Annotated in this window: 10 protein-coding genes; 2 read left to right on the top strand and 8 right to left on the bottom strand. The window is 45.3% G+C overall.

All coding sequences use genetic code 11. The features are described from left to right. Window positions 1-228 precede the first annotated feature (228 nt). A complete protein-coding gene (gene pepT / locus E2491_RS06240; RefSeq protein ID WP_134374040.1) occupies window positions 229-1,464 on the top strand; it encodes a peptidase T in 1,236 nt (411 codons plus the stop codon). A 307-nt stretch (window positions 1,465-1,771) separates the two neighbouring features. Here pepT and E2491_RS06245 read toward each other — a convergent pair whose 3' ends face one another. Both E2491_RS06245 and E2491_RS06250 read right to left on the bottom strand, forming a co-directional pair. Then, entirely contained in the window at window positions 1,772-2,356 is a 585-nt protein-coding gene (locus E2491_RS06245; RefSeq protein WP_134374365.1) for a hypothetical protein, read from the bottom strand. Window positions 2,357-2,366: 10 nt separating this feature from the next. Then, entirely contained in the window at window positions 2,367-3,557 is a 1,191-nt protein-coding gene (locus tag E2491_RS06250; protein WP_134374042.1) for a ParM/StbA family protein, read from the bottom strand. A 340-nt stretch (window positions 3,558-3,897) separates the two neighbouring features. Here E2491_RS06250 and E2491_RS06255 point away from each other — a divergent pair, with 340 nt between their 5' ends. Then, entirely contained in the window at window positions 3,898-4,512 is a 615-nt protein-coding gene (locus E2491_RS06255; RefSeq protein ID WP_134374044.1) for a YIP1 family protein, read from the top strand. Window positions 4,513-4,568: 56 nt separating this feature from the next. Here E2491_RS06255 and iadA read toward each other — a convergent pair whose 3' ends face one another. The 6 genes from iadA to gltB form a co-directional block, all read right to left on the bottom strand. After that, entirely contained in the window at window positions 4,569-5,741 is a 1,173-nt protein-coding gene (gene iadA / locus E2491_RS06260; RefSeq protein ID WP_134374046.1) for a beta-aspartyl-peptidase, read from the bottom strand. A 27-nt stretch (window positions 5,742-5,768) separates the two neighbouring features. Continuing rightward, window positions 5,769-7,268, bottom strand: a complete 1,500-nt coding sequence (gene yfcC / locus E2491_RS06265; RefSeq protein ID WP_134374048.1) for a putative basic amino acid antiporter YfcC — start codon at window positions 7,266-7,268, stop codon at window positions 5,769-5,771. A gap of 356 nt (window positions 7,269-7,624) precedes the next feature. Then, window positions 7,625-9,055 carry a DEAD/DEAH box helicase gene (locus tag E2491_RS06270; protein WP_134374050.1) on the bottom strand — a complete coding sequence of 477 codons (1,431 nt, stop codon included), beginning with the start codon at window positions 9,053-9,055 and terminating at the stop codon, window positions 7,625-7,627. A gap of 159 nt (window positions 9,056-9,214) precedes the next feature. Beyond that, the gene (locus tag E2491_RS06275; RefSeq protein WP_371414456.1) at window positions 9,215-11,254 is read right to left on the bottom strand and encodes a catalase; all 2,040 of its coding nucleotides are present in this window, start codon (window positions 11,252-11,254) and stop codon (window positions 9,215-9,217) included. 488 nt (window positions 11,255-11,742) lie between these two features. Further along, entirely contained in the window at window positions 11,743-13,227 is a 1,485-nt protein-coding gene (locus E2491_RS06280; protein WP_134374054.1) for a glutamate synthase subunit beta, read from the bottom strand. A gap of 20 nt (window positions 13,228-13,247) precedes the next feature. Further along, window positions 13,248-17,825 (bottom strand): glutamate synthase large subunit, encoded by a 4,578-nt coding sequence (gene gltB, locus E2491_RS06285; RefSeq protein WP_134374056.1) that lies wholly within the window; start codon window positions 17,823-17,825, stop codon window positions 13,248-13,250. Window positions 17,826-17,878: the final 53 nt, after the last annotated feature.

Here is a 17,878-nt window from a genome sequence, read left to right on the forward strand (position 1 = left end):
CGACGGAGATAAAGAAAACACGGCAAAGTGAGCTGATGTTGACTTATCGGACGAGGGGATGGGAAGTTTGCTAGTCCCTGCCCGACGTAGCTAGACACAAAGAAAAGCGGAGGATGCGTCCCAGCCCGATTTATCATTCCTCCCAATATCCTCACCTTTACTGATCCATCCCCGAAAATGATATACTAAAAATGAAGAACTCAGTACTCACTATAGGAGGAACAAATCATGAAACAGGAATTAATGGACCGTTTAATTACATATGCAAAAATCGATACGCAATCCAACGCAGCCTCTGCCACCACTCCTTCTACTGAAAAACAGTGGGGTCTGCTCCGTCTACTGGAAAAAGAATTAAAGGATATTGGTATGGAGGAAGTTGAGGTTGATGAAAACGGCTATTTAATGGCCACCCTTCCATCTAATACAGATGATGATGTTGCGACGATCGGCTTCCTTGCCCATGTGGATACTGCAACCGACTTTACCGGGACTAACGTCAATCCACAGGTTATAAAAGCTTATGAAGGTGGCGACATCACATTAAACGAAGAGCTGAATGTTGTCCTATCACCCCGAGAATTCCCTGAAATCAATAAATATAAGGGGCATACTTTGATTACAACAGACGGAACCACTCTTTTAGGTGCTGATAACAAGGCTGGAATCGCTGAAATCATGACGGCAATGAATTATCTGATCCAGCATCCGGAAATTAAACATGGAAAGATCCGTGTTGCCTTCACACCTGACGAGGAAATCGGACGCGGCCCTCACAAATTTGACGTTGAGCGATTTGGCGCTCAATATGCTTACACTATTGATGGTGGTCCACTTGGAGAATTACAATATGAGAGCTTTAATGCTGCGGGAGCAAAAGTTGTGATTAAAGGAAACAACGTACATCCTGGTACAGCAAAGAACAAAATGGTGAATTCACTAAAGATCGGTATGGAATTTAATCGTCTTCTGCCATTGGATGAAGTACCTGAATTCACATCAGGCTACGAAGGATTTTTCCACCTTCTTCATATGACAGGTGATGTGGAGAGAACAGAAATGGAGTACATCATTCGTGATCACAGCCGCGAGAAATTTGAAGCCCGCAAAAAGCTGTTACAGCGAGCTGTAAATGAGACGAATGCCAAACACGGCGAAGGTACTGTTACATTACATTTGGAAGATCAGTACTATAACATGCGTGAGAAAATCGAGCCTGTGAGCTTTATTGTGGATATTGCTAAGGAAACGATGAATGACCTTGGCATAGAGGCTATCATTGAGCCAATCCGCGGTGGAACAGATGGATCCCAACTATCCTTTATGGGACTGCCAACACCAAACATCTTCACAGGAGGAGAGAATTTCCACGGTAAATTTGAGTACATTTCTGTGGATAACATGGAAAAAGCAGTTCAGGTCATAGTAGGGATTGCTAAACGTTTTCCACATGTGGATAAATAAAAACACAGCCTGACCTATCCACATGTCTATAAGTGCTGAGTTAAGAAAGCGGGGACTGTTTTGGATTTACGCAAATTAGATTTGTTTTTCAGTATTATACTTCTGATTAATTCGTTCAGGATTTTTTATCTGATTATTAACGACCCTAATCCTGAACCGTTTAATTATATGATTCTATTTTTCTCTACTGTAGGCGCAGTGATTCTGTTCATGAATAGTCGAAGAAGGAAAATGAAGAATAAGGAACAAAATGATATTTGATTAAAATAAAAAGACATCTATTGTAAATAGATGTCTTTTTATTCATTTATTTATTCATTTTCTCCAGGAAACTTCCGAGCAAATCATCCAGAGTTTCTTCTTTTACTTCTTTTTCTGCAGGTTCCGGCTCTTCTGTTTTAATATCATCCCAGTTCAGATCCATGAGATCATCATCTGAAAATGATGGTTTGGAAGGCGGTGTTTCTCTTTCTTCACGTTCATATAAATCATCCACAGCATGTGGCTTTTCTTCCTCCTGAAGGTAAAGAGCATCATCCACAGATAATGAGTTGCTGTTCATCGAAGCAAGTATGGCGGTAGCTCTTACCGGGTCATTCAATAGCTGATAAACAATATTTCCGAGTAAGGCTTCTGAATGCGAATGTCTGAGCCATGAACGCTGCTCTTTTGACAATTGCTTTGGAAGGGGCACAGTGATCGTTTCTCTTTCCTTTTGAGCGCTGCGACCAAGTCCCTCAAGCGCATACTCAGCAATTTTACTGGAGAAATTGCGTTTTTCTGTCTCTTTCAAACGCTGCAGTTCCCTTAACAGATGGTCCGGAGTATCAGAGGGGAGGCGAAAGGTGATCGCCTGTCCCCTCTTGATTGAAGTAACGGATCCCCCACTCATCATTTACACCTTATTTAGTGGCTGCTTTTGCTTCTTTTTGATCTTTAGCAGCTGCAGCTTCCTTTGCAGGTGAATTTTTGCGTACAAAGTCACTGATCAACTTGTGGTAAGCATTTGCCATCATCCAGATGCTTTCCTTCTCATCCTCAAAGAAGTCAATGTTATAGCCATCAAGGTTGTTATTAAGCGTCTTCAGATACTCTTTTAACACCATCGCTCCTCCACCGACAAAGTAGCAGATTTCAGTCTGGGAGTTTTTCTGCCAAACGTTGCGCAGATGGCGGTATTCTTTCTTCGCAAGGTCAAGGAGAATACGGTCTGTAATGTCATGAACACTCGTACGGCTTCCCTTAACCATGATGTGATTGCGATCATTTTTCTTCGTGATAATATCGACTACGTCACGACGTGAATCGAGCTCAACCCCATGTCTTGAGCGGATTTCTTCACGAATCTGTTCAAGTGATTCAGATACACCCAGGTTAAAGCCCTGTGCTTTATCATCATCTACGTTACGATTGCGGATCACGGCGATATCCGTTGAAAGTCCACCGATGTCCTGAATCAGGATCTGCTTGTCAATGAGGTCGCGGTTAATGATTTTTCCATCGTTATCCATCACAAGGTTGATAAATGCTGCAAACCCTTCCGGATAAACTTTTACTTCCTCAAATTTAATATTTACTTTTTTACCTTGGTATTTTGGTGTTACAAGAAACTCAACCTGGTGTACCGAGCCTAGAAGCTGAGAACGGAACCCTACATCCTTACCTTCCTTCACTTCACGTAAAGGAAGACCTGTTCCCAATGTATATGTTGCATCAACCACATTATTTTTCTCTTTAAACCCTGATTCTTCACGAACGGCATCAAGTGCGATCGTTGCGAATAGCATAACAAGAGACTGATCTTCTTCTGACTTACTGCTTCCTGGATCAAGCTCAGTTGCATTATCACTCTTTGTTGCCAGGTCACCAACACGGTAAATCACATTGTTGTCCTGCAGGGCAGGGGAGTGTACACGAATATGAAGGCCATCAAGCGGATCCTTCTGGTGAAGGTCCTCAATCCCGATGACAGGACGATCTTCGCGATCACGGGCAATTACGTTCGGAATACTTACTTCATAATCTGATTTTCCAAAAAGGGCTTTTATTGAATCGTTACCTACATCAACTGCTGCAATTCTTGCGTTTGTCATTGTTACCTCCTGAATAAACTATGTATTCGAGTCTGCTAACCAAAAACAAACTCATGTTACCACTTTAATGAAAGGTGAATGGTTCGTCAATCAACCTTAAGTACTGAACAATCTGATTTCATGTAAACAATATCGTACACAAGCATACAAATATGTACACATCCCTTCATATCAATATGCATACAACTTCGTGTACATGTATACTAATTTGTATACTCAATGTTTACATTTTGTTTACATGTATACAATTACGTACACTCCTATCTGATCACCTATATTAAGGAAAAATATGAAACCTTTTATATAAGCAATACGTATCTTTTAACAGGAAGGAGATGGTATGATGAATCCAATTTTAACTGTCTGGTTTAAACCGAAAGCCACAACCAGATATATGATTGAACATAATAAGGAGAAATTATCTTTAATTCTTTTGATGATTGCAGGCATTGGAGGATTGTTAAATGCGTTGCAGGAGACCGGAATCAATTCTGTTGTATCCCCTGCCCTCATAGCAATTATTGTACTGATCGGTGGCCCGGTTATTGGGCTGGGAGGCTATTATATTGGCAGCTGGCTCTATACGGTGGTTGGTGGCTGGTTAGACGGTTCTGGTACTGTACAGGAGATGAGAAAGACCTTTGGATTAACAGCTGTTACAAACCTTGTTCTAACTGTTGTGGTTGTGATTTATGTCATAATTTTCGGGGAGTTATATTTTCAGCGGCCGGAGCTGATGGAAGTGTCTGTCTTACCTGGGGGATCAGCATTCTTACTTGGGTTAATCAGTTTTCTTTTAGGTGTCTGGAATATCGTGATTACAAGCAAAATGACAGGTGTTGTTCATGGTTTTTCGAGCTGGAAAGGGTTTCTAGTATCAATTATCTTAGGGATAGCGATCGCTCTTGTAACCATACCTATCGTCTTTTTCATAACTGCATATTCAATCCTTTAAAAAACGCTCCTGCATGAAAATGTAGGAGCGTTTTTATGTAGTTATTTCCATTATAGCTATTCAAATGTTCCTTTAACAACAGCTTCACCATTGTGTACCATCAGTTTTCCCAGTGCAAATACAGAATCGATGCTGTAGTCATCCTGCGATAAGAGCACCACGTCGGCGTCTTTCCCACTCGAAAGCTCCCCTTTTTGAGTAAACTTTAATATTTTTGCAGGGTTTTGGGTAACCACACGGATGGCTGAACTTAAAGGCACCTTTTCATCCAACACAGCATCTCGCACCTCTTTATAAAGAGAGGTCACTTTTCCGATCTGCAGGCCAATGAGTTCCCCATCCTGATCAAAATCCGGGAGACTCGCCTGACCATCTGATGTAAAAGTGATTTGTGAGACCTGTACGCCAGCTTCAAGCATTCTTCTTAAAGCTGTTGAACACTTTACTTCTCCCTCTTCTAAAAACTTTGGAATAGAACTCGTCGTAAAATCAACGTAACCACCTTTTTTGGCATATGCGATGCCTGCTTCAAATAGATGCGGATTCCGGTTAATATGCGTTGGATAGAACTGTTTGATCGGGATGTCCGTCGTTTCAATGACCTGTTCAATGATTTTTAGATGATCATAACTATCCCCAACATGGACGTTTACAATACCTGCTTTACCGGACAACATGCCACCAATCCTTGCTGCAGAAGCAATCTTCGCCATTTCTTCAACGGTTGGCTGAGAGGAACGGTGATCGGCAATGGCAATTTCTCCAGTACCGATGATTCGGTCAATCAGAATGAGGTCATCCTCGATTTTACCTGTAAGTGTTTTGACTGGCACCTGATAGGAACCGGTATGCACATAACAAGTAATACCTTCCTCCTCCAGCGCTTTTGCTTTTGCAATCAGCGCAGGCATGGTTCGGGTTGTGCCGTCTGTTCCTATGACACCAACGAGCGTTGTTACCCCTCCAAGCGTCGCATCTGTCAGCTGGAGTTCAGGCGTGCGGGTTTTATAACTGCCTTCTCCCCCGCCTCCTATGATGTGCACATGTGAATCAATAAAGCCTGGTACGGCTATTTTATGCTCAGCGTCCATTACCGTAAGTCCTGGAGTCTCCGGAGGAAGTTCGATCCGGTCCTCAATCGCGGCAATGCGTTTATCTGCAATCAGAATATCCTTTATACCAATGGGTTCAGGTGTGTATACATCTGCATTTTTTATTAACGTTAGCATGCTGTTCCTCCTCGAAGCGTGTGGTTATCAGAAGTTTATCACAGAGGCGATGATCATAAAAATGGTCGCAAGTCCAACAAGGAGCAGCATAAACTTCCAGATAAAACGTGCCCAAGTACCCCAGTCAATTCTGGCTGCACCAAGCGTCCCTAATAGCGCTGCTGAGGTTGGAACAAAGATGTTTGTTAATCCATCACCCAGTTGAAAGGCAAGGACAGCTGTCTGTCTTGTTACCCCGGCAATATCTGCGAGAGGCGCCATCAAAGGCATCGTCAGGGCTGCCTGGCCTGAGCCGGAAACAACAAAGAAATTGAAAACAGACTGAAATGCATACATAAACCAGGCTGAAAGCGCTGAAGGCAAATCTCCAATCGCCTGACCCGCTCCATACAACATCGTGTTAAGAACAGATGGTGCATCAGGACTGTCGCCGCCGAGGATAATGACAATACCTTTTGCCATTCCAACAATCAAGGCTGCGGGCAGCAGATCTTTCGCACCTTCGATAAATCCTTCAGCAATGTCATCCACTTTCATATTATTCAGCTTAAACATGACACCAATAATCCCTGCAACGAGTCCCATCGTAAAGAATTGTGAGGCAATTTCAGGAATATAGTAAGCACGTTCAATTACGCCCCAGATCACCCAGCCAATCCCGGCAATCAAAGTTAATACAACAAGTGCATGACCAAATGTGAAATTCGCCTGCAGATCTTTGAGATCACCGTTTTTTCTGAAATAAGCATCTGTCTCATAAGATAAGGATTTCTTCGGATCCTTTTTAATTTTTGATGCGTAAATCCAGGTGAAAATAATCCCAACCAGTGTAAAAACAAGCCACATGGCAATTCGGAATGGTGCACCGGAAAGGACCGGTACATCCGAAACCCCCTGGGCAATCGCTACACTGAAAGGGTTCATCCATGACGTTGCAAAACCGACCTGCGTAGCTACATATGTAATCATGACACCCGTAATCGCATCATATCCGAGTGCAACCATCAGCGGAACGAGAATAATGGCGAACGCAATCGCTTCTTCACCCATTCCGAAAACAGCTCCCCCCAGCGAAAACAGGAAAAACATTACCGGAATAATTAAAATTTCACGGCCCTTTGTTTTATCAATCACTTTTAAGATTCCCTGCTCTATGGCACGTGTTCTTAAAATAATGCCGAAAGCTCCTCCAATAATCAGGATGAAGGCTACTACACCAACAGCTGAGCCCCACTTATCACCTGACACAAGCCCTTCGAAAACATAATTCAGGAAACCGGCACCTCCGCCGTCCTCAAACAGCGCTGTTCCCTGTCTAACCTGATCTCCATTGTCATCTGTAACGTAGCTGAAGCTGTCAGGGTCCAGGACCGTTCTCGTGGACTCTTCTCCATCCTGTGTATACGTTACTTCCTCGGTTTCAAACTGCCCTGCCGGCACCACATAGGTCAGCACAGCCGCTAAAACGACCACGAAGAAGACAATGACAAACGTATGAGGTACTTTCCATGATTGCTTTTCTTTCACATCATTATCCTCCCTAATAGTAAGAATTTTTCAACTCTTTTATTCTATCGGGGACGCTTTCAAACTTCAAGTAATTCCCTCTTTTTGAAAAGAAGCACCTGCTTTCCGATTGAAAGCAGGTGCTCAGATTATTTGAAATGATATCGCGACAGAATGAGATGGTGAAGCTTAGTTCTTGATATAGATAGGATCTTCTCCTGATGCCGATAGCCTTATCATTTCAGTCGATAGATAAGCTGTTAATGTCGATAGATGAATTCAGAGCGCACCAATTGTTGATCGCACAGCAACTCATGTTGATAGCACCTTGAACTCTGTCGATAAAAGTGCAGACTGGATCAAGTACCTTCACTTCATTATTTTTTCGCCGGATGTACCTTCAGCTTTTTGCCTTTGATTGTTTTATCACGCAGCTCTTCTATTACTAGCGGACCTTTGCCGTTTAAAATTTCGATAAATGAGCAAGTGGGTTCGATCGTGATAATCCCGATATCTTCAGCATTCACACCATCAATAGACGTGATGGTACCGACAAAATCGACGGCTCTGAGTTTTTTCTTTTTGCCGCCATTCACGTAGATCTTTTGGATATCTGCGCTGACTTTTTCAATGGCTGCTGTTTTCCGCTCCTGCTCCTCTTCCATTTTCCGATGAAACGCTTCAGGATCAGGGGTGAAATTGGTCAGACTTACTTCTTCAATCGGTGCATCCCTGTATTCAATGATTCCTTGAAGCCGCTCTTGTTCTCTTGCTTCCACCAGGGAAATGACTTTACCTGTGTTTCCTGCACGTCCCGTTCTGCCACTGCGATGCACATAAGCAGGCATTTCAAGCGGAATATCATAGTTCAGAACGAGGGACACGTTATCAACGTCAATCCCTCTCGCAGCCACATCTGTTGCCACGAGATAACGGAACTCACCCCGCTTAAATTCGTTCATGACATCAAAGCGCTCTTCCTGAACCATACCACCGTGGATTTTGTCACAAGGATAGCCCGCCTGATCCAGCTGTTTAGTCAGAATATCCGTCCGCTCCTGTGTCCGGCAGAAAATCATGCACGTATCCGGGTTTTCTGCCATGGTGATCTGCTTGAGAGCAGACAGTTTGTCTTCATCGTTAATCATTACATATTGATGGGTGATCAAATCCTCGACCTTCACACGTGAAGCAATCTCGAAGCGCTCAGGAGACGTTAACCACTTTTTGCTCACCTGTTCCACTTCTTCCGAAAAAGTCGCTGAGAAGAGCGCTGTGACCCTTTTAGAGGGCATGAACTTCATAATGGCCTCCACCTGCTCAATAAAGCCGCGATTAAACAGTTCATCCGCTTCATCAATCACGACGTATCGCAAATGGGAAGGGTCAAACGTTCCCTTCTCTAAGTGGTCGAGTAAACGGCCCGGTGTTCCTACTACAATATGTGTTTTCTGCTTTAATTCAAGCTTCTGCTTCGCAAAGGACTGTCTGCCGAAAAGTGCAACCGCCTTGATCCGCTTGAAACGGCCAATGGCAGACGCATCAAGACGCACCTGATCTGCCAGCTCTCTTGTTGGTGTGATGATAAGCGCCTGCGGTTTATTTTCTTCCCACTCAACCGCTTCACATAATGGGATTGCATAAGCAGCTGTTTTCCCGCTTCCTGTCTGCGCTTTTGCCATCACATCCTTCCCACGTTGAAGGGCAGGGATCACCTGCTGCTGGACCTCTGTAGGGGATGTAAAAGCGAGTTTTTCAAGTGCCTCTGTAATCACTGCACTAAGATGATAGTCTTTCCATGTTGTCATAGCCGTTCTCCTTAAGTTTGGTGATGTTAGTATACCAGTCAGAGGCGATTTTAAATAGGTGACAGCGTAGAAATATACGATTGTGCTCATGGTTTGAAAACAAAAAAACTGAAACAGAACGCCCGGATCAGCGTCTATTCCAGTCTTTTCACTGCTCTCTTACATCACGTCACGATCCCAGTGACGATGTGCGGTTACAGCTTCGATATATGCATCTGCAAATGTTGCCGTATCGTCTGCATGAATGACACCGGCACTCTCTGCAATATCATTCACCTCAAGCCACTTATTCCCTTCATGCGTGGCACCAATCGGTTTGAAATGCTGGTAGGCTTCGTTTAAGAAATAAGAAGTATTCAGCACAAATTTACGACTCGGATCCTTTGCTCCTGCTAAATACAATCCATCGAAAATGACGGAATCAGCCGTCAGGAAGGTATGATCTACCTCCAGACTTGAACCATCGGCTCCTGTTACACTGCCAAACGTTTCACTGACGACTTCTGCGGTAATCCCCTTCGCCTTCAGCTTCTTCATCACAGCATTGACATCTCCCTCAAAGCCTTCCCCGGCAATGACAGCTACTTTTCGGGTAGCGGGTGTTTTGACTGTGTTTTCCTGACTTAATGCAGGAGAGGATTTTGTAACTCCTGAGCCTTCACCCTGCGGAGCTTCTACACCTATATTTTTGGCAACCTCAGTGGCAAGCTCCATGCTGACATTGGCGAACATCTCAACGACCTGCCTGCGAATCGACATCGTGTCACATTTACCAAGCTCAAAGCTGAAGGCCTGCTTAATGTGATCTTTTTCAGGCTGACTCATGCTGTTCCAGAAAAGAGTTGCCTGTGAGAAGTGATCCTTGAAGCTGTCACTTCTCGCACGTACTTTGCGCCCCTCCATTTTCTCCTGATAATGGGCAAAGCCGCCCTCTTCTTCTGTAGAGGTTTCAGGAGTATTTTGCGCAAGTGAATTTTTATGATAGCTGACCTGCCCCTTATTAATGGTTTGACGCCCATAACCGTCACGCTGGTTATTATGGAACGGACAGACCGGACGATTAATCGGAAGTTCATGAAAATTCGGTCCGCCAAGGCGAATTAATTGCGTATCCGTGTAAGAGAACAGTCTTCCCTGTAAAAGCGGATCATTGGTAAAATCAATGCCTGGAACGAGATGTCCCGGATGGAAAGCAACCTGTTCTGTCTCAGCAAAAACGTTATCTACATTTCGATTCAGCGTCATTTTGCCAAGGATTTTCACCGGCACGTCTTCCTCCGGCCAGAGCTTTGTGGCATCGAGCACATCAAAGTCGAATTTAAACTCATCTTCCTCAGAAATCAGCTGTACACCGAGCTCATACTCAGGAAAATCACCATTTTCAATCGCTTCATACAGATCACGGCGATGAAAATCCGGATCTTTTCCGTTCAGCTTCTGCGCTTCATCCCAGACAACTGAATGCGTGCCAAGCAGCGGTTTCCAGTGAAATTTCACAAAGTGAGCTTTGCCTTCTTTATTGATAAAGCGGAATGTGTGAACACCGAAGCCTTCCATCATCCGATAGCTTCGCGGAATTGCTCTGTCAGACATCGTCCACATGACCATATGGGCAGATTCCTGATTATTCGCGACAAAGTCCCAGAATGTATCGTGAGCAGAGGCAGCCTGTGGAATCTCATTGTGCGGCTCAGGTTTTACAGCGTGCACGAGGTCAGGAAACTTCATGGCATCCTGGATAAAAAAGACCGGGATATTGTTTCCGACCAGATCATAGTTCCCTTCATCCGTATAAAACTTAACCGCAAATCCACGTGCATCACGGGCCACATCAGCTGACCCTTTAGAGCCGGCAACCGTTGAAAAACGCACAAAAACAGGGGTCTTTTTTGACGTGTCAGTGAGGAAGCCCGCTCTCGTATAGGCTTCTGCCGATTCGTACAATTCAAATTCGCCATGCGCACCATATCCCCGCGCATGAACAATTCTTTCCGGGATCCGCTCATGATCAAAATGCGTCATTTTCTCCCTGAATTGAAAGTCCTCAAGAAGAGTCGGTCCCCTTACACCTGCTTTTAGGGAAAATTCATCCTCTGATACCTTAAGACCCTGATTGGTCGTCATCTTTTTACCGGAGTCGTCTGTGCGGAACGTATCTAGTTGCTCGTGCTTTTTGTTTGATTTGCCTTCGTTGCTCACTTCCATTCCTCCTCAAAATATGTAATGAACTTCCTTATGAGTGTTTCCCTATCGAAGGTTGGAACAAACTTGATCAGATGATTTTTTCTGGAAAATAAGAGGGTGATTAAAGGTCGGCACCATCAATTAGGAAGAGAGAGGTTTTTGGACAAACAGTGAATGAATACCGCGGAAAAGGTCTGGAGGAGGTAGTGGATAGAGCTTCGCGTAAAGCAGTGAGTCAATACAATAATCCAGCGGAACAATACAAATAAGTGCTGTAACAGTACATAAAATTAGTGAAACAAGACAATTCACCATGTCCTTAACGGCAACGTTACATTTGTTTTCCAGAACAGTACATATATTTTTTGAATCGATACAAAAATCTTTTTACACAACACATAAATGCCCGCGAACGATACAAATCCATTCACTTCCCACCCTCAGCCGCCTGCACACATTAAAAAAACCGGAACTGCTCCAAGCAGTCCCGGCTTTCATTCATCCTATGGTAATACAGTTGAGCCCATCAGGTAGCGGTCGCATTCTCTTGCGGCTTCACGCCCTTCGTTGATGGCCCAGACGATGAGGCTTTGTCCGCGGCGCATATCGCCTGCAGAGAAGATGCCTTCTACGTTTGTGCGGTAGTCACCGTATTCTGCTTTGACTGTTGAACGGTCTGTTGTTTCAACACCAAGCTTTTGAATCAGGCTTTGTTCAGGACCGCTGAAGCCGATCGCCAGAAGAACAAGGTCTGCTTTCCAGACTTTTTCTGATCCAGGGATCGTTTCACGGATCTTTTTGCCGTTTTCAATACGGAGTTTTACATTAACCGTGTGTACTTCTTTTACATGGCCATCTTCGTCGCCGACAAACTTAGTTGTCTGAACGGCATAGGCTCTTGGATCGTCTCCGTATTTGCTTGCAGCTTCCTTTTGGCCGTATTCAATACGATGGATAATCGGATACTGCGGCCACGGGTTGCCAAGCGCATCACGGATCGAGCCTTTTTTATCGTAGATATCAAACTGAGTCAGACTCTTACAGTTATGACGTAATGAAGTGGCAAGACAGTCTGTACCTGTGTCTCCGCCTCCGATCACGATCACATCTTTACCCTCAGCTGAAATGTAGTTACCGTCCTCATGGTTGGAGTCCAGAAGACTCTTTGTGTTGCTGTGAAGGAAATCCATTGCGTAATGGATCCCTTTCAGATCGCGACCTTCCACATCAATGTTGCGGTGAACCTGTGCTCCTCCACATAAAATAATGGAGTCAAATTCTTCACGCAGCTGTTCAACAGGCACGTTGCCCCCGATTTCTGCGTTTGTAACAAACGTGATGCCTTCTGCTTCAAGGATTTTCACACGGCGCTCAACCATATAGTATGGGAGCTTCATTTCAGGAATGCCATATGTCAGCAGTCCGCCAACGCGGTCGTTTTTCTCATAAACCGTTACGAGATGACCCGCTTTATTCAGCTGAGCAGCTGCTGCAAGTCCTGCAGGGCCTGACCCGACAACGGCCACTTTTTTACCTGTGCGCTTTTCAGGCGGCTCCGGTACGACCCATCCTTCGTCGAATCCGCGCTCGATAATCGCACGTTCAACAGTACGGATCGCCACCGGGTCTTCATTAATACCCAGTACACAGGCGCCTTCACATGGTGCCGGACAGGCTGTCCCTGTAAACTCAGGGAAGTTGTTGCGCTCGTGCTCACGCTCAAGCGCTTCCTTCCATTTCCCCTGATAAACAAGGTCGTTCCATTCCGGGATGAGATGGTAGACCGGACATCCTGTTGTCTGGCCGTTGATCTCTGTCCCCGTGTGACAGGTTGGCACGCCGCAATCCATACAGCGAGCACCCTCTAATTTGATTTCCTGTTCCGACATTGGCTTCGTATAGTCTTTCCAGTCGTTGATCCGCTCTTTCGGATCACGTTCACGCTGCGAATGGCGTTGATACTCCATAAATCCAGTCGGCTTCCCCATCAAATCCCTCCTTCAGACGTTTATTGAGTAACAAGCGGACGTTTGCTCTCTTCAAATGCTGCCATTTCAGCTTCTTCTTTAGAGGCACCGCTTTGAATCAGTTCGTTAATACGCGTATTGATCTTGAGATAGGCCTTCGGAATAACGCGGACGAAGTTTTCAGAGTACGTTTCCCAATAAGTCAGGATTCGTTTTCCGTGACCGCTGTCTGTATAATCGACATGTTTTTGGATCATGTTGAATACGTCCTTCATTTCCGCTTCATCTGTCAGTTTTTCTACGAGAACCAGCTCTTCGTTACAGCGCTCTCTGAATGTGCCGCTCTCGTCAAAGACGTAAGCAACTCCACCCGACATACCCGCTGCAAAGTTCCGGCCAGTCTCGCCAAGCACGACAACCGTACCGCCAGTCATATATTCGCAGGCATGATCGCCTACTCCTTCTACCACGACATCTACACCACTGTTACGAACACAGAAGCGTTCACCCGCAACACCGTGAATATAGGCTTCACCATCTGACGCACCATAAAAGGCAACGTTTCCGATGATAATATTCTTTTCAGGCGGGAAGGTGACAACCGGATCCGGGTGCACAATAATCTTACCGCCGGATAGTCCTTTTCCGACGAAATCGTTGGCGTCCCCGACGAGCCGGAGTGTCATTCCCTTTGGAATAAATGCGCCAAAGCTCTGACCGGCAGATCCTTTAAACGTCAGGTTCACAGTATCTTCAGGCAGCCCCTCCGCCCCGTAACGACGCGTAATTTCACTGCCAAGCATTGAACCGGTTACGCGGTTAATGTTACGGATGGCCGTTGTGAAGGATACTTTTTCCCCTTTTTCAATCGCTTTACGGGCAACAGGAATAAGCTCCTGATAATCAAGTGTTTTTTCAAGTCCATGATCCTGATCCTGCTGGTGATAGCGGCCTACTTTTTCCGGAAGGTCCGGTGAATAAAGCAGTGCTGAGAAGTCGATATCAGCTGCTTTCCAGTGATCAATATCAGGGTTACGCTCAAGGAAATCAGTACGTCCAATCATCTCATTGATCGTTCTGAAGCCAAGCTCAGCCATGATTTCACGTGTTTCCATGGCGATAAAGCGCATGAAGTTCGCTACGTGTTCAGCATCTCCCGTGAATTTCTTACGGAGCTCAGGGTTTTGTGTCGCAACCCCAACCGGACACGTATCCAGATGACACACGCGCATCATAATACAGCCAAGTACAACAAGTGGTGCAGTTGAGAAGCCGTATTCTTCAGCACCAAGCAGCGCTGCCATCACAACATCGCGGCCCGTCATCATTTTTCCGTCTGTTTCAACGACGATACGGTCACGTAATCCGTTTAACAATAGCGTCTGGTGCGTTTCTGCAAGCCCGATTTCCCACGGAAGCCCCGCGTGTTTCAGACTCGTACGTGGAGCTGCACCCGTACCGCCATCGTAACCACTGATGAGGATCAGATCTGCACGTCCTTTCGCAACACCGGCAGCGATTGTTCCTACCCCTACTGCTGAAACGAGCTTTACGCTGATTCTTGCACTTGGGTTGGCGTTTTTCAGGTTGTGAATCAGTTCAGCCAGATCCTCAATGGAATAAATATCATGGTGAGGTGGTGGTGAAATCAGTTCCACACCTGTTGTAGATCCACGCACTTCCGCGATCCATGGATATACCTTCTTACCAGGAAGGTGTCCACCTTCACCCGGCTTCGCTCCCTGTGCAACCTTAATCTGAATTTCATCTGCATTCACCAGGTAATGACTCGTTACACCAAAACGGCCGGATGCCACCTGCTTGATGGAACTGCGGCGGGAATCCCCATTTGAGTCAGGAGTAAAACGGTCTGGTGATTCTCCACCTTCACCTGAGTTACTTCGTCCGCCGATACGGTTCATCGCAATAGCAAGCGCTTCGTGCGCCTCCTGAGAGATGGCACCATAAGACATGGCACCCGTTTTGAAACGGCGGCAGATTGATTCAATCGATTCTACTTCATCAAGAGGGATCGAGTGACCCTTCTTAAAGCGCAGCAATCCTTTTAATGACTGCAGGTTCGCTTTTTCGTCTGTTAAAAGCTTTGAATATTTCTTAAAAACGTCATAGTCATTTGAACGGCAGGCGTGCTGAAGCGTGTGAATCGTGCTCGGGTTATACGTATGGTCCTCCCCTTTAGCACGGTACTGATATTCATCACCTGTTTCAAGCGCACGGCTGCCTCCGCGATTCTCGCGATAAGCTTGCTCATGACGCATTAACACTTCTTTTTCAATCGTATCCATCTTGATTCCGCCAATACGGGATGGTGTACGGGTAAAGTATTTATCCACAACTTCAGGATGGATACCGAACGCCTCAAAAATCTGGGCTCCGCGGTAACTCTGAATGGTCGAAATACCAATCTTCGAAAGTACCTTAATGACACCATCTGTTGCAGCGTTGATGTAGCTTTCAACTGCCTCATCAAATGTCTTATCTGTAATCTCATCGCGTGCAATCAGATCCCGAACCGTTTCAAACGCCAAATAAGGGTTGATCGCTTCTGCACCGTATCCTAATAACGCAGCAAAGTGGTGCACTTCACGTGGTTCTCCAGATTCGATCAGGATGCTGACCTTCGTACGCGTTCCCTGACGGATCAGGTGGTGATGCAGTCCGGAAACCGCGAGCAGGGCAGGAATGGCAGCCTGCGTGCTTGATACACCACGGTCTGAGAGAATGATCAGAACTTTACCTTCAGCTACAGCTTGATCTGCTTTTTCAAAAATGGCCTCAAGAGCAGGCTCGAGACTGCCTTCCTTTGCATCAAACAGGGTAGAAAGCGTGACGGGTGCAAAACCTTGAACGTTTTGCTGTCGCAGCGTTTCAAGCTGTGTATTATTTAAAATCGGCTTTTCAATCCGGATTTTACGGCAGCTTTCAGGACCCGGATCCACCAGGTTGCCTTCTGCTCCAATCGTTGTCTCCACCATCGTGATTAATTCCTCACGAATAGCATCGAGGGCAGGGTTTGTGACCTGTGCAAACAGCTGCTTGAAATAGTTATATAAAAGCTGCGGCTTTTTAGACAGGACCGCAATGGGTGAATCATAGCCCATTGAACCGACCGGGTCTTTGCCTTCTGACACGAGCGGCTTAATAATTTTATTTAATTCCTCTCGCGTATAACCAAATGCGAGCTGCTGATCTACAAGCTCTTCTCCTGAAATCGCAGGTGCATGCTCAGTTGGCGCAGGCAGATCCTCCAAATTTTGCAGATTTGTCAGCCACTCTTTATAAGGCTGCTCAGCTGCAATCTGAAGCTTCACTTCTTCATCCGGAATAATTGTTCCTTTTTCAAGGTCTACAAGCAGAATCTTACCTGGTGCCAGACGCTCCTTGTATTCGATATCATCCGCAAAAATATCAAGTGCTCCAACCTCTGATCCAAGCACAATCATGCCACTCTTTGTGACATAGTAACGTGCTGGACGCAGTCCATTTCTATCAAGACACGCACCGATCTGCGTACCATTTGTGAACACTAATGCAGCGGGACCATCCCATGGTTCCATTAACGTACTGTGATATTGATAAAAATCACGCTTTTCCTCGCGGATCGTCTTATCATTGGACCACGGCTCAGGCACCATCATCATTGCAGTATGCGCCAGTGAGCGCCCTGATAAATGCAGGAATTCAAAGGCATTATCAAACATCGAAGAATCACTGCCATCATCATCAATAACCGGCAGAATCTTCTCAATATCTTTCTCATCAAAATATTCAGACTTACACAGCTTCTCGCGTGCCCTCATCCAGTTCACGTTTCCGCGGAGTGTATTAAATTCCCCGTTATGAATGGTGTAACGGTTCGGGTGGGATCGCTTCCAGCTTGGGAAGGTGTTGGTACTAAAGCGAGAGTGTACAAGTGCTAATGCGGATTTGAAATCGGGATGATTTAAGTCAATGTAGAAGGAATCCAGCTGTTCGGGGACAAGCATACCTTTGTAGACGATCGTTTGTGTTGATAAGCTGCACACGTAGATGTCTTCAAAGCCTTCCATGATCGTAAGCTCGCGTTCGATTCTTCTTCTGATGACAAACAGCTTACGTTCAAAATCCATCCTGTCTTTCAGCGACTCGTCACCTTTAATAAATACCTGTCTGATGGCCGGCTTTGTTTTCGTTGCCACTTTACCGACAAAAGAGTCATTCAGCGGTACCGGTCTCCAGCCAAGAAACTCCTGACCTTCTTCGGCAATAATCTGCTCAATCAACTCTTTACTCTTCATGCGTGTTTCATGCTCTTTAGGTAAAAAAACCATCCCGACGCCGTATTCGCCTTCATTCGGGAGGAATATGTTCTCTTTTTCACATTGTTTTTGAAAAAAGCGATGCGGGATTTGAGTCAGGATTCCGGCTCCATCACCGGTGCTCGTATCAGCTGACTGTCCTCCACGGTGCTCGAGGTTACAGAGGATATTAATGGCATTCTGGACAATATTATGTGTCTTTTCCCCATTGATATTGGCAATCATCCCAATACCACAAGCTTCATGTTCCTGCTCAGGGTTATATAAACCCTGCGGAACAGGATAACCAGTCTTCTTCATCAAAACGTCCCCTCTCTTTTTTAAAATGTGAAAGTCGTTCTTCAACATCGTGA

It is taken from the genome of Jeotgalibacillus sp. R-1-5s-1, from assembly GCF_004405105.1.
Taxonomy (GTDB): domain Bacteria; phylum Bacillota; class Bacilli; order Bacillales; family Jeotgalibacillaceae; genus Jeotgalibacillus.